18 protein-coding genes, 3 pseudogenes and 1 riboswitch are annotated in these 23,455 nt (G+C 45.1%); of the genes and pseudogenes, 9 read left to right on the top strand and 12 right to left on the bottom strand.

The features are described from left to right. Positions 1 to 12 precede the first annotated feature (12 nt). On the top strand, positions 13 to 624 hold the full coding sequence (locus ABHC48_RS10005) for a 4Fe-4S binding protein (protein ID WP_173715931.1): 612 nt from the start codon (positions 13 to 15) through the stop codon (positions 622 to 624). A gap of 159 nt (positions 625 to 783) precedes the next feature. Here ABHC48_RS10005 and ABHC48_RS10000 read toward each other — a convergent pair whose 3' ends face one another. From ABHC48_RS10000 to ABHC48_RS09970, 7 genes are all read right to left on the bottom strand, one after another. Continuing rightward, on the bottom strand, positions 784 to 1,581 hold the full coding sequence (locus ABHC48_RS10000) for an HAD family hydrolase (RefSeq protein WP_118579537.1): 798 nt from the start codon (positions 1,579 to 1,581) through the stop codon (positions 784 to 786). A 356-nt stretch (positions 1,582 to 1,937) separates the two neighbouring features. Then, positions 1,938 to 2,690 (bottom strand): DeoR/GlpR family DNA-binding transcription regulator, encoded by a 753-nt coding sequence (locus tag ABHC48_RS09995; protein ID WP_118579534.1) that lies wholly within the window; start codon positions 2,688 to 2,690, stop codon positions 1,938 to 1,940. Then, positions 2,684 to 4,333 (bottom strand): phosphoenolpyruvate--protein phosphotransferase, encoded by a 1,650-nt coding sequence (ptsP, locus tag ABHC48_RS09990; RefSeq protein WP_195699990.1) that lies wholly within the window; start codon positions 4,331 to 4,333, stop codon positions 2,684 to 2,686. The genes ABHC48_RS09995 and ptsP overlap by 7 nt, the downstream gene beginning before the upstream one ends. Before the next feature lie 160 nt (positions 4,334 to 4,493). After that, positions 4,494 to 4,751: an HPr family phosphocarrier protein gene (locus tag ABHC48_RS09985; protein WP_118579528.1), complete on the bottom strand. Its 258-nt coding sequence runs from the start codon at positions 4,749 to 4,751 to the stop codon at positions 4,494 to 4,496. 219 nt (positions 4,752 to 4,970) lie between these two features. After that, entirely contained in the window at positions 4,971 to 6,884 is a 1,914-nt protein-coding gene (locus ABHC48_RS09980; RefSeq protein WP_118579525.1) for a fructose-specific PTS transporter subunit EIIC, read from the bottom strand. Continuing rightward, a complete protein-coding gene (gene pfkB / locus ABHC48_RS09975) occupies positions 6,881 to 7,813 on the bottom strand; it encodes a 1-phosphofructokinase (protein ID WP_148461884.1) in 933 nt (310 codons plus the stop codon). Before pfkB ends, ABHC48_RS09980 begins: the two co-directional genes overlap by 4 nt. 153 nt (positions 7,814 to 7,966) lie before the next feature. Continuing rightward, positions 7,967 to 8,095 carry a DUF6783 domain-containing protein gene (locus ABHC48_RS09970; RefSeq protein ID WP_313721186.1) on the bottom strand — a complete coding sequence of 43 codons (129 nt, stop codon included), beginning with the start codon at positions 8,093 to 8,095 and terminating at the stop codon, positions 7,967 to 7,969. Here ABHC48_RS09970 and ABHC48_RS09965 point away from each other — a divergent pair. Continuing rightward, a pseudogene (locus tag ABHC48_RS09965) lies at positions 8,054 to 8,191 on the top strand (DUF6783 domain-containing protein); the annotation flags it as partial. The gene ABHC48_RS09970 and the pseudogene ABHC48_RS09965 overlap by 42 nt on opposite strands. A gap of 164 nt (positions 8,192 to 8,355) precedes the next feature. Here ABHC48_RS09965 and ABHC48_RS09960 read toward each other — a convergent pair. After that, complete coding sequence (locus ABHC48_RS09960) at positions 8,356 to 12,120, bottom strand: ABC transporter ATP-binding protein/permease (protein ID WP_195699989.1); 3,765 nt, start codon at positions 12,118 to 12,120, stop codon at positions 8,356 to 8,358. A 334-nt stretch (positions 12,121 to 12,454) separates the two neighbouring features. On the opposite strand from ABHC48_RS09960, the gene ABHC48_RS09955 reads away from it, so the two are divergent. Both ABHC48_RS09955 and ABHC48_RS09950 read left to right on the top strand, forming a co-directional pair. Beyond that, on the top strand, positions 12,455 to 13,021 hold the full coding sequence (locus ABHC48_RS09955) for a flavodoxin family protein (RefSeq protein ID WP_118579516.1): 567 nt from the start codon (positions 12,455 to 12,457) through the stop codon (positions 13,019 to 13,021). A 73-nt stretch (positions 13,022 to 13,094) separates the two neighbouring features. After that, a complete protein-coding gene (locus ABHC48_RS09950) occupies positions 13,095 to 13,160 on the top strand; it encodes a DUF6783 domain-containing protein (RefSeq protein ID WP_306797093.1) in 66 nt (21 codons plus the stop codon). On the opposite strand, the pseudogene ABHC48_RS09945 reads toward ABHC48_RS09950, so the two are convergent. Further along, positions 13,137 to 13,256, bottom strand: a pseudogene (locus ABHC48_RS09945) (DUF6783 domain-containing protein); the annotation flags it as partial. The gene ABHC48_RS09950 and the pseudogene ABHC48_RS09945 sit on opposite strands and share 24 nt — an antisense overlap. Positions 13,257 to 13,307: 51 nt before the next feature. Here ABHC48_RS09945 and ABHC48_RS09940 point away from each other — a divergent pair. Continuing rightward, positions 13,308 to 14,705, top strand: a complete 1,398-nt coding sequence (locus ABHC48_RS09940; protein WP_173774153.1) for a sodium:alanine symporter family protein — start codon at positions 13,308 to 13,310, stop codon at positions 14,703 to 14,705. Between the two features lie 62 nt (positions 14,706 to 14,767). Here the strand turns inward: ABHC48_RS09940 and ABHC48_RS09935 are convergent, their stop codons facing one another. Further along, positions 14,768 to 15,376, bottom strand: coding sequence for a hypothetical protein (locus ABHC48_RS09935; protein ID WP_319017265.1), 609 nt, complete (start codon positions 15,374 to 15,376; stop codon positions 14,768 to 14,770). Between the two features lie 135 nt (positions 15,377 to 15,511). Further along, positions 15,512 to 16,816 (bottom strand): sirohydrochlorin cobaltochelatase, encoded by a 1,305-nt coding sequence (locus ABHC48_RS09930; RefSeq protein ID WP_195699988.1) that lies wholly within the window; start codon positions 16,814 to 16,816, stop codon positions 15,512 to 15,514. Positions 16,817 to 17,019: 203 nt separating this feature from the next. Continuing rightward, positions 17,020 to 17,196, bottom strand: a riboswitch (cobalamin riboswitch). A 110-nt stretch (positions 17,197 to 17,306) separates the two neighbouring features. Between ABHC48_RS09930 and ABHC48_RS09925 the strand changes: the two are divergent. From ABHC48_RS09925 to ABHC48_RS09910, 4 genes and pseudogenes are all read left to right on the top strand, one after another. Continuing rightward, positions 17,307 to 17,471 (top strand): annotated as a pseudogene (locus ABHC48_RS09925) (DUF6783 domain-containing protein). A 161-nt stretch (positions 17,472 to 17,632) separates the two neighbouring features. Then, positions 17,633 to 18,016, top strand: coding sequence for a metal-sensing transcriptional repressor (locus ABHC48_RS09920; RefSeq protein ID WP_118579507.1), 384 nt, complete (start codon positions 17,633 to 17,635; stop codon positions 18,014 to 18,016). 99 nt (positions 18,017 to 18,115) lie between these two features. Continuing rightward, complete coding sequence (locus ABHC48_RS09915) at positions 18,116 to 20,800, top strand: heavy metal translocating P-type ATPase (RefSeq protein ID WP_195699987.1); 2,685 nt, start codon at positions 18,116 to 18,118, stop codon at positions 20,798 to 20,800. A gap of 341 nt (positions 20,801 to 21,141) precedes the next feature. Further along, positions 21,142 to 22,725, top strand: a complete 1,584-nt coding sequence (locus tag ABHC48_RS09910; protein ID WP_195699986.1) for a glucose-6-phosphate isomerase — start codon at positions 21,142 to 21,144, stop codon at positions 22,723 to 22,725. Positions 22,726 to 22,917: 192 nt separating this feature from the next. On the opposite strand, the gene ABHC48_RS09905 is transcribed toward ABHC48_RS09910, so the two are convergent. Continuing rightward, a complete protein-coding gene (locus ABHC48_RS09905; RefSeq protein ID WP_148461890.1) occupies positions 22,918 to 23,292 on the bottom strand; it encodes a hypothetical protein in 375 nt (124 codons plus the stop codon). Positions 23,293 to 23,455 lie beyond the last annotated feature (163 nt).

The raw sequence follows: 23,455 nt of genomic DNA, 5'->3' as shown, positions 1-23,455 counted from the left end.
GAGGATACTCTCATGATCAGAAAAATCATTCATATAGATGAAGAAAAATGCAACGGCTGCGGGCTCTGTGCCCGCGCCTGCCACGAAAGTGCAATTGGAATTATAGATGGAAAAGCAAAACTGCTTCGGGAAGATTACTGCGACGGTCTGGGAGACTGCCTCCCTGCCTGTCCAACAAATGCCATTTCTTTTGTAGAAAAGGAGGCAGCTGCTTACGACGAAGCCGCAGTTCTGGAAAATAAGAAAAAGCTGGAAGCACACTCCCAGCTTCAACAGTGGCCGATACAGATTAAGTTAGTTCCCATCAATGCTCCATATTTTGACGATGCTGACCTTCTTATTGCTGCAGACTGCACAGCCTATGCTTACGCAAACTTCCATCAAGATTTTATCAAAGGTAAGATTACTCTTATCGGCTGTCCGAAACTGGACTCTGTAGATTACAGCGAAAAGCTCACCGAAATCATCCGTCAGAACAATATCAAGAGTGTTACCATCGTGCGTATGGAAGTTCCATGCTGCGGCGGAATCCAGAATGCAGCCATAAATGCCATGAAAGCCAGCGGAAAATTTCTTCCATGGCAGGTGTACACCATCTCCACAGATGGAAGGATTCTTGCCTGATTTTGCCCCACAAAAATCCGGACTGCTCCACACAGCCCGGACTTTTTATCCCTGTAATCCCTTTGATTGATGAATCATATCTTCCACTACAATATCAAAGATTTCTCCAATGGAATTACAAAATTGAATGTACTCCCATTTCTTTATTCTTCTTTTCTCTTATAACTCCAAAATCATCTTTAACACATTCAGTACGCTGTCCGGACCTGGTTTCTCCAGTACGTATCTGGCGGCCTGCTTGGCTTCCTCGCGGGCAGTAGTAACTGCATAGCTCTTTCCAGCTTCCAGAAGCATGCTCACATCATTGCAGTTATCTCCGAAAGCAACAACCTCTTCTCTCTTCGTAATTCCAAGACGGTTACAAAGTTTCTGAAGAGCATTTCCTTTTCCGGAATGTACATCCACGAAATCCACCCAGTAATCACCGGAAGCCATGATCTGAATCTTATCTCCAAAACGCCGCTTCGCTTCCTCTGCTCCTACAGCTGCATCCACTTCTTCATTGTACATGGCAACTTTTGTCATAGTTTCTGGAGCATTCAGTACATCGTCCACTTCATTTACATGAAGCTTGTACCCTTCCCGAAGTTTCTTCACAAAAGCCTGGTCTGCCCGCTCCACGTATGCCTGGGCACTGCCTGCTGTCATGAAAGAAGCTCCCTCCTGGGCTCTCACATACTCCACAACCTCTTTGAGTATATCGGCAGGAATTGCCATTTTCTCAATAATCTCTCTCTGATAGGAAATGATTCCACCGTTTCCTGCAATAAAATAAATATCATCTTTCACAGGTGCAAACACTCTTTCAATACTGTCATATTCTCTGCCGCTGACAGCCGCAAATACAATTCCCTTAGCCTTCAGCTTTCGGATAATGTCATAAATTTCCGGATTAATATCCATGGTGCCTTCTTTCAGAAGTGTACCATCCAGATCTGATGCGATCAGTTTTATCATAGCTCTACCTCATGTATTCTGCTAGTACATAACAGGGGATTCCAACATATTTTCTATTCCATAAAAATCCACAGAACTCCCAACCTTTATCTGTCAGAAATCCTGTGGACTATTATACTATGAAAGGAACACTTTATCCAGAGTATATTAAAAAAATCATTCCTGCAATTCCAAAGACAGTGTTACTGTTCACTCCGTTCACAGTAACACGCTTCGCGATGCACAGAAAGACGAACCTTCTTGTGACAAGCACAAGAAGTAGCGTTTGCTGCGCAAACTTAATTCTCGGGTTTTCTGTGAACTTTGTTCACAAAAAACACCTCGCGGAACGTTACCAGTGAACAGTAACAAGACAGTTACTGTTCCTTCTGTACTTCTATAATATTAGCACAATCTTCATAGCCAGACGGAATCCTGTCTGTAATTATCGTAGATCTGTAAAAATCTGCAAAGGTCACAGAACTGATATTGTCAAACTTGGAACTATCGCAGAGCACATAGCACTCCCTGCACTGCTCCATGGCAGCTGCTTTAACTGCCGCTTCATTGGCATCCGGGGTAGTACAGCCACTCTTTCTGGTAAGTCCATTGGTTCCAAAAAAGCCTTTGGTAAAATGATAACCACGAATCGTATTCATAGCCTGATTACCAATTACTGCTTCTGTAGTGCTCTTCAGCTCTCCACCTACAAGAAGAACCTTAAAGCCTCTTCCTGCCAGTGTCTGGGCATGTACCACTGCATTGGTAACAAATACTGCCCTTGTAACCTTAAGAAACTTCAGGATATCCCCAGTAGTAGTACCTGCATCAATATAGACAAAATCCTCATCCTGGATAAGACCTGCTGCATATTTTGCGATCCGGTCCTTCTCCTCCAGCTTCAGTCCCATTTTCTCGGCAACTGAATATTCATATGCAGTTACCCGCTCCTTCAGTTCCACGGCACCACCGAAAACTTTCTCCAGCTTGCCTTCCTTATCCAGTGCGGTAATATCTCTTCGCACTGTTGACTCTGATGTATCTAAAAGATCCTTCACTTCTGTGACAGTAATACTTCCTTTCTCTCTCAGAAGCTCCAAAATGATCTCATGTCGCTGCTGTGTTAACATTCTTTTCCCGCCTTATAATCTGTAACATTGGTTTCCAGAATGATCTTACGCAGTGGAAGAATACTTCCCGGTGAAACAGAAAGCTCGTCCACTCCCATTGCCAGAAACTCTTTTGTAAGTGACTGGTCAGCACCAAGTTCTCCACAGATTCCAGCCCAGATACCAGCCTTATGAGCATTCTCCATAACCAGGGAAATCATGCGCAGCACTGCCGGATGATGAGGATCAAAAAACAGGTCAAGCTGAGGATTCTGACGATCGATTGCCATAGTATACTGGCTGAGATCGTTGGTTCCGATGCTGAAGAAATCAACCTCTTTCGCAAGATCATCACTGATGATTGCTGCTGCCGGAGTCTCAATCATAATTCCCTGTTCCGGATTACCAAACTCTACGCCCTGAGAGGTAAGCTCCGCTTTCACTTCCTCTACGATTTCCTTGATCTTACGCACTTCCTGTACGCTGGTGATCATAGGATACATAATTGCGATCTTGCCAAATGCACTGGCACGGAATAAAGCACGAAGCTGTGTCTTGAAAATCTCCGGTCTTGTCAGACAGATACGGATTGCCCTGCATCCCAGTGCCGGATTCTCTTCATGCTCCATGTGGAAATAATCGCATTGCTTGTCTGCACCAATGTCCAATGTACGGATGATCACTCTCTTGCCTGCCATAGTCTGTGCAACCTGTCTGTAAATCTGGAACTGTTCTTCCTCTGTTGGGAAATCTTCCTTCTCCAGATAAATAAACTCACTTCTGAAAAGACCGATTCCACCAGCATCATTCTGAATGACTGTTGCCAGATCCTTGATGTTGCCAATATTAGCGTACAGCATTACTTTCTGTCCGTCAAGTGTAACGTTCTCTTTTCCTTTAAGGGTCAAAAGAAGCTGCTTTCTGGAAAGATCTTCTTCCTGGCGCTTCTTCATCTCTGCCAGAGTCTCCTCATCCGGATCTACATAAAATGTACCGTCTGCCCCGTCTACAATTCCAAGTCTGCCATCCATCTCACTCTCAAGAGACACGGAAGTATTTACAAGTGCAGGAATCGCCATGGTCCTTGCAAGAATCGCTGTATGGGAATTCAAGGAGCCTTTCACTGTAACAAAAGAGAGAACTTTATCCTTATCCAGCTGTACAGTCTCTGATGGCGCCAGATCCTCTGCCACAATGATCTTCGGCTCGTCTGCATCTACAGCCCCTGTCTCTTCTCCATTTAAAATGGTGAGAAGCCGCTCAGAAATATCACGAACATCTGCCACACGCTCTCTCATATAATCGTCATCCATTGCAGAAAACATCTGCGCGTAATTGTCACCTGTAGTTGCCACTGCATACTCTGCATTTACGCCCTGGCTGCGAATGATATTCTCTACAGATTCATTATATCCATCGTCCTCCATCATCATCTGATGAACTTCGAAGATTGCTGCATTGGCTTCCCCGACTTCTCTCAAGGCCTTATCGTAAAGTCCCTGAAGCTGTTTAATCCCTTCTGCCTTAGCTTTCTCATAGCGCGCCATCTCCTGTTCTGGATCATCAATCTTCACACGCTTAACCTGCTGCTCTTTTTTCTGATATACGCTGATCTTACCGATGGCAATACCACCGAAAACACTTTTTCCATTATATATCTGCATTTTTTCTCTCCCACTTATTTGATCTGCTGACAGGAGACCAAACGCTCCTTACAGCATTTCCCGTTCTCGTGATACTTACCAAAGACTCACGCAAATATCACTTTGACAGGCTGTTTACAAACAAACAGGGACATACCCGCAGGTATGTCCCCTTCCTGTCTTACAGAGTTTCCTGCATGAATTTGCTCACTGCCTCATATGCAGCGTCTTCATCTGCGCCTTCAAATGTAAGAGTAACCTCATCGCCTTTCTTTACTGCAAGTCCCATAATTCCGAAGATTGCCTTACAGTTCATAGCCTTGCCGCCCTTTGCGATCTTGATATCAGAAGAAAAAGCCTTTACTGCTTTTACAAGTTCTCCTGCTGGACGTGCGTGGATTCCTTCCGGGTCTGTTACAACATACTTAAATTCTCTCATGATTCATTCCTCCATTTTTCTTTTTATCTTTGGTCTCTATTGATTTTCTTATTATTTAATTTCTTTATATCGGATTTCACATTCTGTGTCAATCACTATTCACGATTATGTTACTGTTCATGACCTTCACAATAACACGATTATATCTGCATATCTTTTCCAGACATGGGTTACCATTCATTCCGCAGCCAATATTAGAGCCTGTTTGAACATCCATTGTCAGGCATTTTTCTTTTTCAGAACTCCCAGGAGCACTGCGGAAACAACAGTTCCCACTACCAGTGCACTCACATACTGCACTGCATTTCCCATAACCGGAACTACGAAGATTCCACCGTGAGGTGCCATCAGGGTACAGCCAAATGCCATGGACATTGCACCTGCAAGACCAGATCCCACAATACATGCCGGAAGCACATGAAGCGGGTCGGCTGCTGCAAAAGGAATGGCTCCCTCTGTGATAAAGGCAAGTCCCATAATAAAGTTGGTAGGACCAGACTCCCTTTCTTCTTTCGTAAATCTGTCTTTAAAAAGAAGTGTAGCAAGTGCGATGGCGCATGGCGGAACCATACCACCAACCATAACGGCTGCCATAATATCATAGTTACCAGCTGCAATCGCTGCAGTACCAAATACATATGCTGCCTTGTTAAACGGGCCACCCATATCGATTGCCATCATTCCGCCAAGGATCAGTCCAAGAATGATCTTACTGGAGCTTCCCATGGAGGTAAGTCCGTTATTCAGTGCTGTATTGATACCCCCCATGATGGGCTCTACAACAAACAGCATCAGAAGTCCCATGATCAGAATACCAACAACCGGATAAATCAGAACCGGCGCAATCTTCTCAAGGGCTTCCGGAAGCTTCTCACATACCTTACGAAGTCCCAGAATAATATATCCTGCTGCAAAACCAGCTACCAGAGCACCAAGAAAACCTGAAGTTCCGCTGTGTGCCATCATTCCACCCACAAAGCCAAGTGCAAGTGCCGGTCTGTCACCGATTGCCATGGCAATAAATCCCGCCAGAACCGGAAGCATAAAACCAAATGCCACATCACCGATTTGTTTGAACATAGCTGCCGCCGGAGTAATAGACCCAAAATTAGAGCGCTCGGCTACATCCAGGGCATTCATATCTACCATAAGACCATCGATCAAAAAGGCAATGGCGATCAGAATACCACCGCCAACTACAAACGGAAGCATATGGGAAACACCATTCATCAGCTGGGTGTAAATCTTGTGTCCCACACTGCCGCCGGCCTTATTCTGACTCTGTGATGAGGCTGATGCATTTCCGCTGTGATAAACCGGTACGTTTCCAGACATGGCAAGCTCTACAAGCTCATCAGCCTTATTGATTCCATCAGAAACCTGACGCTGAATCACTTTCTTTCCATCGAAACGATCCATGGGAACCTGGGCATCGGCCGCAACGATAATGCAGTCTGCATCCTGAATCTCCTGCTCTGTAAGCACATTCTTGGCTCCGCCAGAGCCTCTTGTCTCAATTTTCACAAAACAGTTCTTCGCCTTGGCAGCCTTCTCAATTCCTTCTGCTGCCATGTAGGTGTGGGCAATTCCTGTAGGACAGGAAGTAACAGCCAGAATCTTAAACTGATCCGCTTCAGCCTCTCCCATATCGGCCAGACGCTCATCTACGCTCTTCTTCTCCTCATCTGCCTGATCAATGATCGCAAGAAATTCCTCTGGTGTCTTCGCTGCACGAAGGCTCTTGGTAAAGTCCTCATCCATCAGCATCATGGAAAGCTTGCTGAGCACATCCAGATGAACATTATCCTCTGTATTTGGCGCAGCAATAAGAAACAGCAAGGTAACCGGCTCTCCGTCAAGAGAGTCAAAGTCAACCCCTCCCGGGATCACCATAGCGGCAAGTCCTGGTTTCTCTACTGCATCACATTTACCATGAGGAATGGCGATTCCCTCCCCGATTCCTGTAGTACTTTCTTCCTCTCTGGCATAAACCTGCTTACGGTACGCTTCCTCATCATTAATCTTGCCACTTCTGGTCATAAGGGAAACCGCTGCATCCAGAGTCTGAGACTTATCTGCTGGGGCAGCATTTAACGAAATACTTCTTACGTCCAGTAAATCTGTGATCCTCATTTCTTCCTTTCCTCCTGATCCTTTCCTGTGATCTGCTGATATACAGCTTCAATCTCTTCTCTGGTAGCAAGATTCTCAGAAAACGCACTGGCACTTCCAGCTGCGATTCCCATGTGGAACGCATATTCATAATCCTGCTTCTCCATATATCCTGCCATAAATCCGGCAACCATGGAGTCTCCGGCTCCAACACCATTAATCAGCTTGCCTTTCGGTGCAGGCTCCTCATAAACGTCTCCATTCTCAGCAATAAGGACCGCGCCCTCTCCTGCCATGGAAATCAGTACATTCACAGCTCCCATCTCCTGGAGTTTCTTACCATATGGGATCACGGACTGGCGGTCTTTCAGTTCTACGCCGAAGATCTCACCAAGTTCATGGTTATTTGGCTTAATAAGAAATGGATGATAGGGGAGAACCTTCATCAGAAGATCTCTCGTCGCGTCCACTGCGATTCTTACGCCTCTGCCGTCCAGCATAGCCATGATCTTCTGGTAGGCATCATCCGGCATGGATGATGGAATGCTTCCGGAAAGGAAAAGTACATCGCCTTGTCCAAGCTCTCCTAACTGCTTCATCAGCAGATCCACCTTATCAGTTCCGATCTTCGGTCCCTGTCCATTGATTTCTGTACCGTCTATACTCTTCAGCTTCAGATTGATTCTGGAAAAGCCTTCCCCTACCTGGATGAAACCATTCCTCACACCCATCTCCTCAAGACGTCTGATAATCTCATCTCCGGTAAATCCGGCTGTAAATCCAAGGGCTGTACTCTCAATTCCCAGATTCATAAGAACTGTAGAAACATTAATTCCCTTGCCTCCCGGCAAAAGCATCTCCGAACTGGTTCGATTGGTAAGACCAAGCTGGAAGTTCTCTACCGACACGATGTAATCCAGTGACGGATTAAAAGTCACAGTGTAAATCATTTCTGCCTCCTGCTTATTTTTGCTTGTTTTTGATTTGTTGTGCTTATTATACTTTCATATACAGTCAAAGTCAATCAATCTTTTTCACAAGATTTTCACTTATGATTTATTACAATTGCACAAATATGAATTATTTTGACTGTTTTTGATTTTTTATATGCAACGATGTGCCAGAGCATGTTCAAAAAAGCTTTCTGCAAGATGTACGTCACAATTTGTGGGAGATTTTGTCCGGATGAGGGCGTCGTAGCAGGCTACGGCAACCGAATTCGGGCGAAACATACCGCAAAGTGGGGCGTACAGATTGCGGGAATGATTTTTCAGACGCGCTCCAGTACAGTGAAAATTAAGTATCTGCCACATTGGCGCAGTATATGACAGATCAGACAGGTCAATATAGCGGTTATTTACTATTGGCTGTACGAATAGTAATATCCATAAATCACAAAAAAATGCAGATATCAGGCTGTGCCCCAACCTGAACCCTGCATTTTTCTGTATTTTATAATGATGGTCAAAATCAGTCATCAAATTCTGTTATTTTAATCAGTTCGAAGCGCTGTCACCGGATCACTTTTAGCAGCTTTTCTTGATGGAATCAGTCCGCCAAGAAGAGTCAGAACCACGCTCAGTCCGATCAGAACTACTGCTGCTACAGGAGGAAGAGCCGCCTTCACATTCACTCCGTCAGCCAGTGACCGGATAATGCTGTTCGCAGGAATGAGAAGAAGCAATGTAATTCCAATCCCCATAGCACCTGCGCAAAATCCGATAATAAACGTCTCCGCATTGAACACCTGTGACACGTTGTGCCTGGAAGCACCAATCGCTCTTAGAATACCAATTTCTTTTTTCCTCTCCAGAACACTGATATACGTGATAACACCGATCATAATGGAAGAAACCACAAGGGAAATCGCTACAAAAGCCACCAGAACATAACTGATAATATTTACAATATTCGTAACTGACGACATCAGCGTTCCCACAAGATCCGTATAAGTGATCACCTTCTCATCCTCTCCTGCCGCTTCCATATCCGCGTTATACTGATCCAGAATACCTACAATTTCTGATTTACTTTCAAAATCCTTTGGATAGATATTAATTCCGCCAGGAACATTTAGATCTGCATATCCAAGCTTTTTCAGATTTCCGTCATAAGAAGAATTTTCAGATGACAGCAGGGACATCATGAGCTCTGAGAGGTCGTCCTCATTCATGTTCATCTGAATTGCTTTTGCAAAAGCCTCCGGATTAATGGAAAGCGCATCTTCCATATTTCCCATGCCGCTTCCCAATCCGCCAAGTCCGCTCATAGCCTGGCTCATGGCAGAAGTAAGACTCGATGATACACTGGTCATCACAGACTGCATTGCCTCTTGCATACCGGAGCTGATATTTCCAATCATCTGCTCCATAGCAGTCTGGATTCCCTTCGTAAGCTGTTTTTCCACCTGTTCCATTATCTCTGTAAATTTTGACTCAATCCCCTTTGCGATTGCATCTGTGAAAGAAGTCATCATGGATTTCATGTAAATTTCCATTGCCTGGGAAAACTGCGTCTGCACCTCGCTGGTATCCACAAGAGTCATAAGTCCATTCATGAGACGATTCTGCCCATCCTCTGTCTGCATATATTCCAGAAAATAGGTTCCCAGATTAGCCGGGTCCGGAAGGGAATTATTCCTGGCATACTCCGGATAAGCAGCTACAACGTCCTGCATAAGAAGATCCCGTATCTGTTTTGTGGTAATATTCACTGTCACGCTGTTTTTAACCAGATTCTCTGCTTCCTCTTTGATCTGCTGCTGGATTTCCCCCTGACTTAAAAAGGCAAGAATGCTAGCCACATCTGTCTGGGTGATACCATTTGCCTTGGCATACTCCTGATACTGGTTCATCAGCCCCACAGCCACTGCGATCAGTTTTTCCGAAGACATATCCACGTTCACGTTATTTTTCACCAGCTCCTGCAGATCCTTGCACAGACGTTCGTTCATCTCTTTTGATGTCAAATACTGCTTCAATGCTGCCTGCATTTTATCCATATCTGCTTCCGGTTTATCTTTAATGCTTTCCTGATAACCAGTAAGAACCTCTTTCAGCAAAGCAGTTACCTTCTCTTCTGTAAAATCAAACTTCACTGACTTCAGCGCCTGACTCATATCCGGAACCTGGTCTGCCGGAAGATTTTTCAGAATTTCTTCCGGATCAATCATATGGGAAAGATCCAGATCAAGGTCATCCAGCTTGATAAGCTTGGAAAGATCCGGCATACTGCTCTCATCCAGATTTATATTTCCAGCCAGAGCTGACATGTCAGGCATATCCGGCATTTCCACATTCAATCCGGAGGACAGCCCCGAAAGACTGGACAGGTCCATATTAAATCCACTGAGATCTACCTGAAAGGCCTCCTGCAGGGCATCCGCGTTAATGGAAAAAAGGGATTCCATGTCAAACTTACTGTTCTCATTGTCTTCTTTTCCAAATTCCTCTCCGGTAAAAACATTTATCTTTTCATCCGCCAGCTGCTGCTTCACAATTTCACTGGAAGCAGCCTTCTCGATCACATGTTTGGTAAGCTCCGGGGTATAACAGATTCCTGCAGTGAGCATGGAAGCAGTGGCACCTTCCACAGGCTGGACAATTCCCACAATTGTCAGATCTTCTCCGTTTTTCACCAGTTTTTTCATATAAGAGCTGTTGTCTGATTTATCCTTCCAGACCTTATATTCTTCATCATATTCATAATAATCGGTACTGTTTACCAGCTTAAATTTCTTCCCCAGGATTTCATCATAGGTGTATGGGCCCTCGTTTTCTGGCGTTTCCACTGCCTCTTCTGCCATAAATTTCTGAACCATATCATCCAGTTCCTTACCGTCCCGAAGCCCAAGAGTGTACTGGAGAAAATCACTGATATCGCCCTGTGAAGTAAGCACCAGTACACATTCTTTATAATTTTCAGGCCATCTTCCCGCTTTCACGTCATATTGATCCTTATAAAGATCAGCATCTTCCGGCATTTCATGAAAAACATCAGTGCTCATGGTAGAAGACATAATGCTGTTGGAGGAACCAGAGCCCAAACCCATAGCCGAAAAAGATTTGTCCGGATTTACCTGTCGGATATTTTTTCCATTTTCCAGAAAAATCTGGGGAGAAACAGAATACGTATACTCCACCGAATTTGCATACTGGGAAATGCTGCTTTCATTACTGTCCAGGTAAACCTTCAGAGACTCCAGATCATTGGAATTCATTTTGGAGAACATATTAGTCACCATCTGGGCAACTCCTACTTCCCCATCTTTTTTCCCACTCTGCGCTGTGGCTGCTCCCATCATCATAGAGGTAAGATCCACTCCTGTGCTTTGTATCTGCAACGGATATTCTGAAAGTGTTTCTTCTTCCATATTTGTAATGTATTTGTCTACACCATTTGATATGGAAAGGATCAGCGCAATTCCGATAATACCGATGGAGCCTGCAAAAGAAGTAAGTAAGGTCCGGGCTTTCTTAGTCTTCAGATTCTGAAAGCTAAGGGAAAGTGCAGTAAAAAAGGACATGGAGGATTTTCCCATATTCTTGTGAACAGGAGGTGCCATGCTCTCGCTGTCTATCACAAACGGATCTGTATCAGAAAGGAGCCGCCCATCTTTTACCGTCACGATTCTGGTGGCATAAAGCTGAGCAAGCTCCGGATTGTGGGTGACCATTACTACCAATCGTTCCTTTGCGACCTCTTGCAAAAGATCCATAACCTGTACACTGGTATCTGAATCCAGGGCTCCTGTTGGCTCATCCGCCAAAAGAATTTCCGGGTCATTTACAAGTGCTCTGGCAATTGCCACTCGCTGCATCTGACCGCCTGACATCTGACTTGGCTTTTTGTGGATCTGGGCACCAAGGCCTACTTTTTCCAGAGCTTCTTTTGCACGGCGTCTCCGCTCACTTTTTGATACACCGGAAATGGTAAGGGCAAGCTCCACGTTTGCAAGAACTGTCTGGTGTGGGATCAGATTATAACTCTGAAACACAAATCCTATGGTATGATTTCGATAAGAGTCCCAGTCCCTGTCTTTATATTTTTTCGTAGAAATCCCATTGATGATCAGATCGCCTCTATCGTACCGGTCAAGACCACCAATAATATTCAGAAGAGTGGTTTTTCCCGAACCGCTGGGACCAAGAATTGCAACAAATTCATTGTCCCGAAGACTAAGGCTCACTCCGTCCAGGGCACGCTGTACCAAATTTCCTGTTCTGTATTCTTTGTGTATGTCTTTGATCTGAAGCACTTACTACTTCCTTTCTGTCGCATAATAAATGTTTATAACCATTCACCAATTCAGGCAAAATATACCGCAAAGTGGGGCGCCGAAGATTTCGATTTTTATGTGAGTCAGATTCACATAAAATACCTTGCGGAATAATATTTGCTGAATAGTTCAAATATTTTTTATTATAATCTTAAATTGTGAACATATTGTGTTTTTAAAATAAAACCATTCTCTTGAAATCCAACTATTTCTATCGTATAATAAGAAGATACATTACCGCTTTAGAGAGATGATGCATGCAGATTGCGGCTATCGCAGTCTGATATAACTTACTTCAGAAAGGATGAAAAACATGAAGGTTTTACTCTTAAATGGCAGCCCGCGCAAGGAAGGCTGTACGTTCACCGCACTTAGTGAAGTGGCAAAAACACTGAATCATAATGGAATTGATACTGAGATTTTCCAAGCTGGAAATCCGGATACAGATAATGTAAAAGCCGCCGCGGCGAAATTAAAAGAAGCAGATGCACTTATAGTTGGTTCTCCGGTATACTGGGCTTCCCCATCCGGACAGATCATTGAATTTATGGATAAGCTTTGCTCCATGGCAGGCAAAGACATGCTCCACAAACCAGCTGCAGCAGTTGCTTCTGCAAGAAGAGCCGGCACCACAGCTACTTTAGACGTTCTTCAGAAATATTTCAGCTATCATGAAATGCCTGTTGTATCTGCTAACTACTGGAACATGGTTCACGGAAATACTCCTGCAGAAGTTGCGCAGGATGAAGAAGGACTTCAGATCATGCGCTCACTTGGAAACAATATGGCATGGCTTCTGAAATCCCTGGAAGCAGGGAAAGCGGCAGGTATTGCAGTTCCTCAGGCGGAAGATAAGATCAAGACAAATTTTATCCGCTAAATATGGTGCAGTAGTTGTCATATCTTCACATAAATGAAGCTCCAGAGCATATCTAAAAAAGGCTTTTTGCAAGATGTGCGTCACAATTTGTGGGAGTTTTTGCCCGGATAAGGGCGCCGTAGCAGGCTACAGCAACTGAATTCGGGCAAAATTTCCCACAAAGCGGGCGTGCAGATTGCAAGAATGATTTTTCAAACAGGCTCTGGCTGCACCAGTTTAATAATGTGTGTGACATGGAAGCAGTTTCGTTCACATACATCCAAAAAAACTTCCAGAGAGGTATTTTATGCTGCAAATAATCGAAACCATCAACACCGCTGTAAATAATTTTATCTGGGGCGTTCCTGCAATGGTCTGTATTTTCGGAGTTGGTCTTTATCTTAGTATCCGCACCAATTTTCTTCAGATCCGCAAATTCCCCTACGCAATCAAAACAACCCTTGGACGTATTTTCCGCAAACGCGACGCATCTGACGGTGCTATCACGCCTTTCCAGGCAGTGTGTACAGCACTTGCAGCCACGGTCGGTACTGGCAATATTGCCGGTGTAGCAGGCGCTATCGCAATCGGCGGTCCCGGAGCCATATTCTGGATGTGGGTTTCTGCACTGTTTGGCATGTGTACCAAATATGCTGAGGTCACCCTGGCGGTACACTACCGCGAGATCAATGCCAACGGTGAACTGGTAGGCGGTCCCATGTATTACATCAAGAACGGTCTTAGCAAAAAATGGCACTGGCTGGCTTATCTGTTCGCAGCATTCGGCGTGCTCACTGTATTTGGTACCGGCAACGCCACACAGGTCAACACTATCACCACTGCGATCAATTCTGCATTGCTGAATTATAACGTGATCAGCGAAAGCGCCGTTTCCACTTCCAACCTGATCATCGGAATCATAATTGCCATTCTGATCGCCATGATCCTTCTTGGAGGAATCAAACGAATTGGCCATGTTACCGAAAAGCTTGTTCCATTTATGGCTCTGCTTTACATCCTTCTCGGACTGGGAGTTATCCTTCTGAACATTCAGAATGTACCAGCTGTATTCGCTTCTATTTTCAGAGGGGCATTTCAGCCCAGAGCTGTAACAGGCGGCATTGTTTTAAGTATGTTCACCAGTTTAAAAAAAGGTGTTTCCCGTGGTATCTTCTCTAATGAGGCCGGTCTTGGTACCGGATCCATTGCCCATGCGTGTGCAGATACCAAAAAGCCTGTAAAACAGGGTATGTTCGGTATTTTTGAAGTCTTTACAGATACCATCGTGATCTGTACACTGACTGCACTGGTTATCCTTTGCAGCGGCGTTGCTGTTGATTATGGAAAAGCAGCCGGTGCAGAGCTTACGATCCTTGGATTTACTTCTACATATGGAAGCTGGGTATCCATTTTTACAGCAATTGCCATGTGCTGCTTCGCTTTTTCCACAGCAGTCGGATGGGGACTTTACGGTGCCCGCTGCATCGAGTTCCTGTTCTCTGAAAAAGTGATCAAACCTTTTATGGTTATTTATTCCCTGGTTGCCATCCTTGGCGCAACTGCCAACCTTGGACTGATGTGGAGCATTGCCGAGACATTTAACGGTCTTATGGCAATTCCCAACCTGATTGCTTTGTTCCTGCTTTCCGGTACAGTTGTGAAGCTGACAAAAGAATATTTTGCCGGTGAGGGCAAAACAAAATAAATATAAAAAGGGACATCGCATGAACCGTTTTCGCTCATGTGATGTCCCTTTCAGATTATTGATCAATCCTTATTCTCTTCCTCGGCAGCTGCATCTGTAGTTGTATCAGCATCTTCGCTTTTCTCTTCCTCACCGATCTCAACTGCATTTTTTTCTTCCTCAGTCTGCTCCTGCACATCCGTAACGCTTACCTTATGGTCATACCATTTGCCCTTTTTACCAATGATTGCCAGGTCAAATTCTTCATCAAGCTTCTCTACTGGAACATTGAATCCATAAACCTCCTCTGTCATGCCATCGCTGTAAGTTACCTTATCAATAGTAGGCTGAATCAGTTCGGCACCGTCTTTCTGTGCATCCTCTGCTGTTCCAAGAAAAACATTCTCAATATTCTTGGAAACGAGAGTAATATGAACGGTCATTTTACCATCCTTTACAGTGAGGGTAGCTCTTCCGTTGCAAGCCTCATTTACATGGAACATACTGCTGTCTGTGTCAAACTCTACACCATAAACACCGTCTTCAAGTTCGCTGTCTGCGGCATTCTCTGCACCATCTTTGGTTTCCTCTGCCTCAGCCTCTGTGGCTTCTGCAAATGCCGGGAATGCAGTTCCTGCTGTCATAGCGGAAATACTTACAGCTGTTAATAAAATGACTAATGAACGTTTCATAATAACTCTCCTTGCTTTTTCTTTATTTACGGTGCACTTGTGTGTACCGTATTTGTTTTATTACTCAAACAGCTGCCCCACAGTGTAGGAGCAGCTGCTTTTGTTCTGTTGCAATAACAATTTATACCAGAATAATTATTTCGCGATGGAATCAATAGCTGCCTGAGTATGAGCTACATAAAGCTGCTCAACAGCGTCAATTCTTCCAAGACCTTCGATCTGGCAGTCAATCTCATCGAAATTTCCAGAAGCCTCGAACATGCTCTTCCAGGAATCGTCATCATCACCAGCCATATCATTGTTTGCATGGTCACCAGCAACAACCATAAGCGGACGAAGGATTACTTTCTTGAATCCGGCATCTTTTACTTTATTGATAACTTCATCACAAGCTGTATCCTCTGGCTCACCTTCTACAGTACCGATGAATGCGTTTGTGAATCCAAGTTTCTCCATCTGGGTCTGCATCTGGTCATATGTAACGTTTGCTGTATGGGAAGTACCATGTCCCATGAATACAAATGCGGTTCCATCTTCTGCAGCTGCTTCCATGCTGTCATATCCAGCTTCTTTTACAGCTTCATCTGTGATTGCCTGAGCAACAGCAGCTTTGTCATCGTTGATAACGGTAGCGTCATCGCCAACCTCACCAAGCATTGGCTCAGCGATTGCTACAGATTCAAATTTATCTTTGTAAGCATCAATAGCTTCTACCATCTCATCGTACTCAGCACCATGCATAAGATGTGTAGGCTGAACTACAAGATTCTTAACACCGTTTGCTACTGCACGGTCAAGTGCCTGCTGCATGTTATCAATCTTCTCATCATCTCTTGCCTGTACATGGTTGATAATGATCTGAGCGGTAAATGCTCTTCTTACAGACCAATCCGGGAATGCTTCTGCAAGAGCATCCTCGATTCCTTTGATATCCTCTGCACGGCTGTCGTTAAAGGAAGTACCAAAGCTTACTACAAGAAGCTCATTCTCACCGATCTCGTCCTGATTACGCGGATCATCCTTGGAAGCATCACCTGTGTCACGTCCGAAATACTCTGGACTTGCCTCTTCTCCCTCTACAAGCTCTTTCTGAGCATCTGTAAGGGCATCCCATGCTTCTTTAGCTTCCTTGCACTGCTCATCTGTATCATCTGTTCTCTCCTGAACATAAATAGCATCGATAAGTGCTGCTACTTTATCAGCCGCTTCCTTATCTGCATCTGCAGTGTCATCAGCTGCTTCTGCATCGTCTGTTGTCTCAGCATCATCAGCTGCTTCAGCATCATCAGCTGCCTCAGCATCATCAGCTGTCTCAGCATCGTCTGTTGTCTCCTCTGCTGCTTCCTCTGTCTCTGCAAATGCAACAGTTGCTGTTGCTGCTGTCATGCTTGCTGCCATAGAAGCTGCAAGAAGGATTGCTAATAAAGATTTTCTTTTCATTTCTTTTTCCTCTTTTTTTTGTATTTCCGGATAGAATCACGTATAAAGAATCCTATGGGAAATCTATCACCAATCTCCCATTGCATAAAAACAGCCGCATTTTCTGCGACTGCACACATTCTCATATACACACTTTTCTTCCAAAAAACATTCAGGAAATATTCATGTATCGTTATGAGAATACAAGTTCTGTGTACCGCAGACCTAAGATTCCACGCAAAGGCAGTTCTCCTGACTTCGGTCAACACTGCTCCCCCTTCCCGGTTTCCCAGTGGGCTCTGAAGCAGCTCCCTTACACAGTGACGGCATCGTTCCGGACTCTCACCGGATTCTCTTTTGCGCATCATGTTTATGATGCAACCTTTGCGCTATAACCATTATACATATTCGACTCGGATATTTAATATGTACCATATTATTATATATTTTTTATGAACTTTTTATGTATTTTCTATGAACTATAGTGTATTTAGAAAATGCGTTCCGCAAGATGTGCGGCACAATTTGTGGGAGATTTCGTCCGGATGAGGGCACCGTAGCATGAAGACGCCGTAGCTGGCTACGCAAACAAATTCGGAAGAAATATACCGCAAAGTGGGGCGTGCAGATTGCGGGAATAATTTTTCAAACAGATTACTATTCACTCCGTTCATAGCAACACGCTTCGCGATACACAGGAATCATGCTTTCGCATGGTTTCGCGCCGCAATTCTCAGGTTTTCTGTGAATTACTTATTGACAAATACCCCGCCAGGGTATATATTGGTTTCATCAAATACATACCCCTGAGGGGTATATAAGGAAAGGAGTCCGCCTATGACAGCTGATTATAAATCCGAATCCTGCTGCAGCCACACCGCAGCCGATCCTGCAACTCTTTCCAGCCAGGAACCTACCAAGAAGGTCTGTTCCTGCTGTTGTACCAAGCACACCGATCGTTCCGAAGCAGAGCGCAGGAAGCTGGTAAACCGTCTGAAACGTATTGAAGGCCAGATAAGGGGTATTATAGGAATGCTGGAGAATGACGCTTACTGCAACGATATTCTTATTCAGTCAGCAGCTGTAAATGCCGCTGTGAATGCATTTAATAAGGAACTTCTCGCCAATCATATCCGAACCTGTGTGGCAAGAGATATCCGTGATGGTAAAGACGAAACCATTGATGAGCTGGTTGCAACTTTGCAGAAGCTAATGAAGTGAGATACCAGCGCATTCCGAATGTGTACCTGCCTGCGGAGGTACGAATGCGCAGAGCAGTCCGTTGGTATCGAAACACTGTATTCGAAGGAGGAATTTATTATGGAACAATACAACGTCACCGGCATGAGCTGTGCAGCCTGCAGCGCCCGTGTGGAAAAAGCGGTAAACAAGGTTCCGGGAGTTACTTCCTGCTCCGTAAGCCTGCTTACCAATTCCATGGGAGTGGAAGGAACTGCCTCAGCCTCTGCCATTGTCTCAGCTGTAGAAGAAGCCGGATACGGCTGCAGCCTGAAGGGTGCTTCCGGTCAGACGGAATCCGTTTCCGATGCTGAGAAAGCCTTGGAAGATCACGAAACGCCACTCCTCAGGAAACGGCTTATTGCCTCAGTAGGTTTTCTTCTGGTGCTGATGTACTTTTCCATGGGACACATGATGTGGGGATGGCCGCTGCCAGCCTGGTTTGATGGCAACCATATCGCCATGGGACTTGTACAGCTGCTTCTTGCAGGAATCGTCATGGTCATCAATCAGAAATTTTTCATCAGTGGCTTCAGGAGTCTGTGGCACCGCTCTCCGAACATGGATACCCTGGTAGCTCTCGGCTCCATGGCCTCCTTTGTATGGAGTGTCTACGCCCTGTTCGCCATGACCAGAGCCCAGGTTGACGGCAATTCCGAACTTGTCATGCACTACATGATGGAATTCTATTTCGAATCTGCCGCTATGATCCTGACCCTGATCACCGTTGGAAAAATGCTGGAAGCCCGTTCCAAGGGCAAGACCACGGATGCCTTAAAAGGTCTTATGAAGCTTGCTCCCAAGACTGCCGTTGTCATCCGAAACGGCCAGGAAGCCACCGTTCCCATTGACCAGGTTGTAAAAGGTGACACCTTTGTTGTTCGCCCTGGTGAAAACATCCCGGTGGATGGTGTGATTATCGAAGGCTCCAGTGCAGTCAACGAATCTGCCCTTACAGGTGAGAGTATCCCTGTTGACAAAGCTGCCGGAGATCTTGTCTCCGCAGCCACAGTCAACCAGTCTGGTTTCATCAAATGTGAAGCTACCCGCGTTGGCGAAGACACCACCCTCTCCCAGATCATCAAAATGGTCAGTGATGCTGCAGCCACCAAAGCTCCTATTGCAAAAATCGCAGACCGTGTTTCCAGTGTTTTCGTACCTGCTGTTATCACCATTGCAATTATAACAACTATTGTCTGGCTGCTTACCGGTCATGAGGCTGGCTACGCCCTGGCAAGAGGAATTTCCGTTCTGGTCATCAGCTGCCCATGCGCCCTTGGTCTTGCCACTCCGGTTGCCATTATGGTTGGAAACGGAATGGGTGCCAAAAACGGTATCCTTTTCAAAACAGCCGTCTCCCTTGAGGAAGCCGGAAAGGTTCAGATCGTAGCCCTTGACAAAACCGGAACCATCACAAACGGTCAGCCGGAGGTTACTGACATTCTCCCTGCAGACGACGTATCTGAGAACGATCTTCTCACCCTTGCCTACGCCCTTGAAAAAAAGAGCGAGCACCCTCTTGCGAAAGCCATTCTGGAAAAAGCTGCAAGCCTTGGTCTTACAGCCCAGGAAGTCACAGAATTCCAGGCTCTTCCCGGCAATGGACTCTCTGCGAAGCTTGGCGCTTCCACGCTTATCGGCGGAAGCATGAAATACATCAACACTCTGGCAGCTGTCTCTCCGTCTCTTATGAACCAGGCCGAGAAGCTTGCCGAAGCAGGAAAAACTCCTCTTCTTTTCGCAAAAGATGGAAAACTTCTTGGAATCATTGCAGTTGCTGATGTAATCAAACCGGACAGTGCACAGGCGGTCAAAGAGCTTCAGAATATGGGTATCCACGTAGTTATGCTTACCGGAGACAACAAGCGCACGGCCAGAGCCATCGGCGCACAGGCAGGTGTTGACCAGGTTATTGCAGGCGTCCTTCCAGATGGAAAAGAGAGCGTCATCCGCTCCCTGAAGGAAAAAGGCAAGGTTGCCATGGTTGGCGACGGAATCAACGACGCACCAGCCCTTACCAGAGCAGATATTGGTATTGCCATCGGTGCCGGAACGGATATAGCCATCGACGCAGCAGATATTGTCCTTATGAAAAGCCAGCTTTCCGACGTGCCAGCTGCTATCCGTATGAGCCGCGCTACTCTTCGCAACATCCACGAGAATCTCTTCTGGGCGTTCTTCTACAATGTAATTGGTATTCCGCTGGCTGCCGGCGTATGGATTCCAATTTTCGGATGGACCTTGAACCCGATGTTCGGCGCTGCTGCCATGAGCCTTTCCAGCTTCTGTGTAGTTACCAACGCGTTGAGGCTAAACCTGTTTAAAATTCATGACGCAGTTAAAGATAAAAAAATCAAAAATCCGGTTTCCATAGAATCCAATTCTGGAAATATTGCTGATTCCTCTGAAGCATCATCTGCTGTTTTCTCAAAATCATTCAATGCAGATAAAACTTCAGATGCAGAACAAACGATTAATAACAGCTGCAAGCTTTTGAACGAATGCAGCGATATTAATAACAATACTAACAAAAAGGAGAATAATACCATGGTAAAAGTGACAGTTAATGTAACAGGAATGATGTGCGGACATTGCGAAGCACACGTAAACAAAGCAATCCAGGAAGCATTTGGGGTACAGGATGTTGTATCCTCCCATGATGCCGGAACTACTATTTTCTCAGCACCAGAGAAAGTGGACGAGGACAAAATCCGCCAGGTAATCAAAGACGCTGGCTATGAAGTAACCGGAATTACACAGGAGTAATCCATCCCTCACATTCAACTTGACCAATGCAGAAACCTATTGCAAAGGTCCGTTCAAACAGCCGACAGAAACATTTTTCAGCTTCTGTCGGCTGTTTTTTTACTTCTATCCCCTCTTTTTCTCCAGCTTTTATGTTCTTTTTTTCATATCAGCCCCATTCTTTCTTATATTAATGTTAATTTTTCAAGAATCTTCATCCTTGCATTGAAATTCTATAAATTTTTCAGTATAATGATTTCGATACGGGTCTCACAGTGAGACTCCTTTGAGAGCATAATCCGTTGCTGAACAAGCTTTGAACAGCAACTATAGTCTCAACCATTTAAAGGAGGAATTATATTATGGCAACATGGAAAAATCTTGACACACTTGATTCTTTTGGCAAACTGAAAGAGCTTAAGAATCACGTAGACATTGCGGCAGCTCTGTCTGGTGAAGAAGGTGGCAAGCGTGTAGCTGATTATAGTACACCAATGGCAGCTGGTCTTTCTTACAACTATGCAGCCAAAGAAGTAGACGAAACCGTTTTATCCGCACTTGCGAAACTGGCTGACGAGGCACAGCTGATCGACAAATTTCAGGAATTATATAATGGTGCAGTGATCAACACCGGAGAGAACCGTATGGTTCTTCATCACCTTGCACGTAAGCAGCTTGGTAACCCGGTTGTTGTAGATGGTGTAGACAAACGTGAATTCTACGTTGCCCAGCAGAAAAAAGCTGCTGATTTTGCAAATAAGGTTCATGCTGGTGAGATCACCAACGAAGCTGGTGAGAAATTCACCACAGTCGTTCAGATTGGTATCGGCGGAAGTGACCTTGGTCCCCGTGCTCTTTACATCGCACTGGAGAACTGGGCGAAGGCCAATAACACATTCAAGATGGAAGCGAAGTTCATCAGCAACGTTGACCCGGATGATGCAGCTGCAGTACTTGCTTCTGTAGACCTTGCACACTCCTTATTCATCGTTGTATCCAAATCCGGTACAACCCTTGAGACACTGACCAACGAAGCATTTGTAAAGGATGCCCTGACAAAAGCAGGTCTGAATCCTTCCAAACACATGCTTGCCGTTACAAGTGAGACTTCCCCTCTTGCAAAGAGTGAAGATTATCTTACCGCCATCTTCATGGATGACTACATCGGAGGCCGTTACTCTTCTGTTTCCGGCGTAGGCGGAGCAATCCTTTCCCTGGCATTCGGACCGGAAGTATTTGCTCAGCTCCTTGAAGGTGCTGCAGCTGAGGATCAGCTTGCAACAAACCGTGACCTTATGAAGAACCCAGATATGCTGGATGCCCTGATCGGTATCTATGAGAGAAATATGCAGGGATATCCTTCCACAGCTGTTCTTCCATATTCACAGGCATTAAGCCGCTTCCCGGCACACCTTCAGCAGTGTGACATGGAGTCCAATGGTAAAACCGTAAACCGTTTCGGCGAGCCGGTTAACTACGTAACAGGTCCGGTTATCTTCGGAGAGCCAGGAACCAACGGTCAGCATTCCTTCTATCAGTTATTGCATCAGGGCTCTGACATTGTCCCGCTTCAGTTCATCGGCTTTAAGAACAGCCAGCTTGGCGTAGATGTTGACATTGAGAACAGCACCAGCCAGCAGAAGCTCTGCGCTAACGTGGCAGCTCAGATTGTTGCATTTGCCTGCGGTAAAGAGGATGAGAACCTGAACAAGAACTTCAAGGGTAAACGTCCGTCCAGCATTATCATCGGTCAGCAGCTTACCCCTGCTTCCCTGGGTGCATTGCTTGCTCACTTTGAGAACAAGATCATGTTCCAGGGCTTCGTATGGAATCTGAACAGCTTCGACCAGGAAGGCGTTCAGCTTGGTAAAGTTCTTGCGAAACGTGTACTTGCACACAATACAGACGGTGCTCTTAAGGTATTCAGCGATCTTCTGAACATCTGATCTTTCAAACAGGCTCTAAAGCGTGTCTGAAAAATTTACGGCAGCCCGGAAAGTACCGGGCTGCCGTTTTTTTTGCCACATACTATAAAAACAGACCGCAGAAATCCTGTATTTTCATAATCCTCTGCGATCTGATTTCCATATTGACTTGTCTTGCAAAGAACCTTTTTCAAACCATTAATAAACTGACACTCAGGCAACCTGCACGCCCCAGATTTTCTTTGTTTCCAGGCCTCTGCCAGGCTTTCCTGTTACACAGATGCTCTTATTTCTCCAGTTTCCAACACCATTATCCGAGAAACAGATTCCAGCACCATCTGCAGTCTTTTTCACCTGAATCTTCATTTCCAGATTCCGTACCTTGCCATACATCAAACTGGTCTTTACAAGCTCATCCAGATCTTTTTCCAGCTGTGCTTTATCCATATACACGCTAATCTTTTCCTCCGCCAGCTCTGCTTCCAGCCATTCCTGACCTGGTGTAAAGTATTTCTGTCTTGCCTTTACAAATTCATCTATAAAACTGTTAAGCTCCACTTTCTCATTTCTCTGTAATATCTTTCTCATAAAAGAAGCCTCCTTGCCTCAAAAAGCGTTACTGTTCGCTTACTTCGCAGCAACTCAAAAATATCATTCTTTTTTCCTTTTCTGAAAGATATTATAGCTGTCTATGTTAAATTCTGTGTATTGCCAATGTTAAACATATTTAAAATAATTATACCTATTGTAA

This window comes from Ruminococcus sp. 1001136sp1, assembly GCF_039841815.1.
Lineage (GTDB): Bacteria > Bacillota > Clostridia > Lachnospirales > Lachnospiraceae > Blautia_A > Blautia_A faecis.
Note: the sequence above shows the minus strand (reverse complement) of the source record. Positions and strands in the feature narration are given on the sequence as shown.

Bases quoted from the DNA above. Each gene is read 5' to 3' on its own strand.
- ABHC48_RS09930 (WP_195699988.1), bottom strand. From the start codon at position 16,816: ATGAAAAGAAAATCTTTATTAGCAATCCTTCTTGCAGCTTCTATGGCA.
- ABHC48_RS09985 (WP_118579528.1), bottom strand. From the start codon at position 4,751: ATGAGAGAATTTAAGTATGTTGTAACAGACCCGGAAGGAATCCACGCA.
- ABHC48_RS10005 (WP_173715931.1), top strand. From the start codon at position 13: ATGATCAGAAAAATCATTCATATAGATGAAGAAAAATGCAACGGCTGC.
- ABHC48_RS09940 (WP_173774153.1), top strand. From the start codon at position 13,308: ATGCTGCAAATAATCGAAACCATCAACACCGCTGTAAATAATTTTATC.
- ABHC48_RS09970 (WP_313721186.1), bottom strand. From the start codon at position 8,095: ATGTTTCGCCCGAATTCGGTTGCCGTAGCCTGCTACGACGCCCTCATC.
- ABHC48_RS09995 (WP_118579534.1), bottom strand. From the start codon at position 2,690: ATGTTAACACAGCAGCGACATGAGATCATTTTGGAGCTTCTGAGAGAG.
- ABHC48_RS09980 (WP_118579525.1), bottom strand. From the start codon at position 6,884: ATGAGGATCACAGATTTACTGGACGTAAGAAGTATTTCGTTAAATGCT.
- ABHC48_RS09905 (WP_148461890.1), bottom strand. From the start codon at position 23,292: ATGAGAAAGATATTACAGAGAAATGAGAAAGTGGAGCTTAACAGTTTT.
- ABHC48_RS09920 (WP_118579507.1), top strand. From the start codon at position 17,633: ATGACAGCTGATTATAAATCCGAATCCTGCTGCAGCCACACCGCAGCC.
- ABHC48_RS10000 (WP_118579537.1), bottom strand. From the start codon at position 1,581: ATGATAAAACTGATCGCATCAGATCTGGATGGTACACTTCTGAAAGAA.
- ABHC48_RS09935 (WP_319017265.1), bottom strand. From the start codon at position 15,376: ATGAAACGTTCATTAGTCATTTTATTAACAGCTGTAAGTATTTCCGCT.
- ABHC48_RS09955 (WP_118579516.1), top strand. From the start codon at position 12,455: ATGAAGGTTTTACTCTTAAATGGCAGCCCGCGCAAGGAAGGCTGTACG.
- ptsP (WP_195699990.1), bottom strand. From the start codon at position 4,333: ATGCAGATATATAATGGAAAAAGTGTTTTCGGTGGTATTGCCATCGGT.
- pfkB (WP_148461884.1), bottom strand. From the start codon at position 7,813: ATGATTTACACTGTGACTTTTAATCCGTCACTGGATTACATCGTGTCG.
- ABHC48_RS09910 (WP_195699986.1), top strand. From the start codon at position 21,142: ATGGCAACATGGAAAAATCTTGACACACTTGATTCTTTTGGCAAACTG.
- ABHC48_RS09915 (WP_195699987.1), top strand. From the start codon at position 18,116: ATGGAACAATACAACGTCACCGGCATGAGCTGTGCAGCCTGCAGCGCC.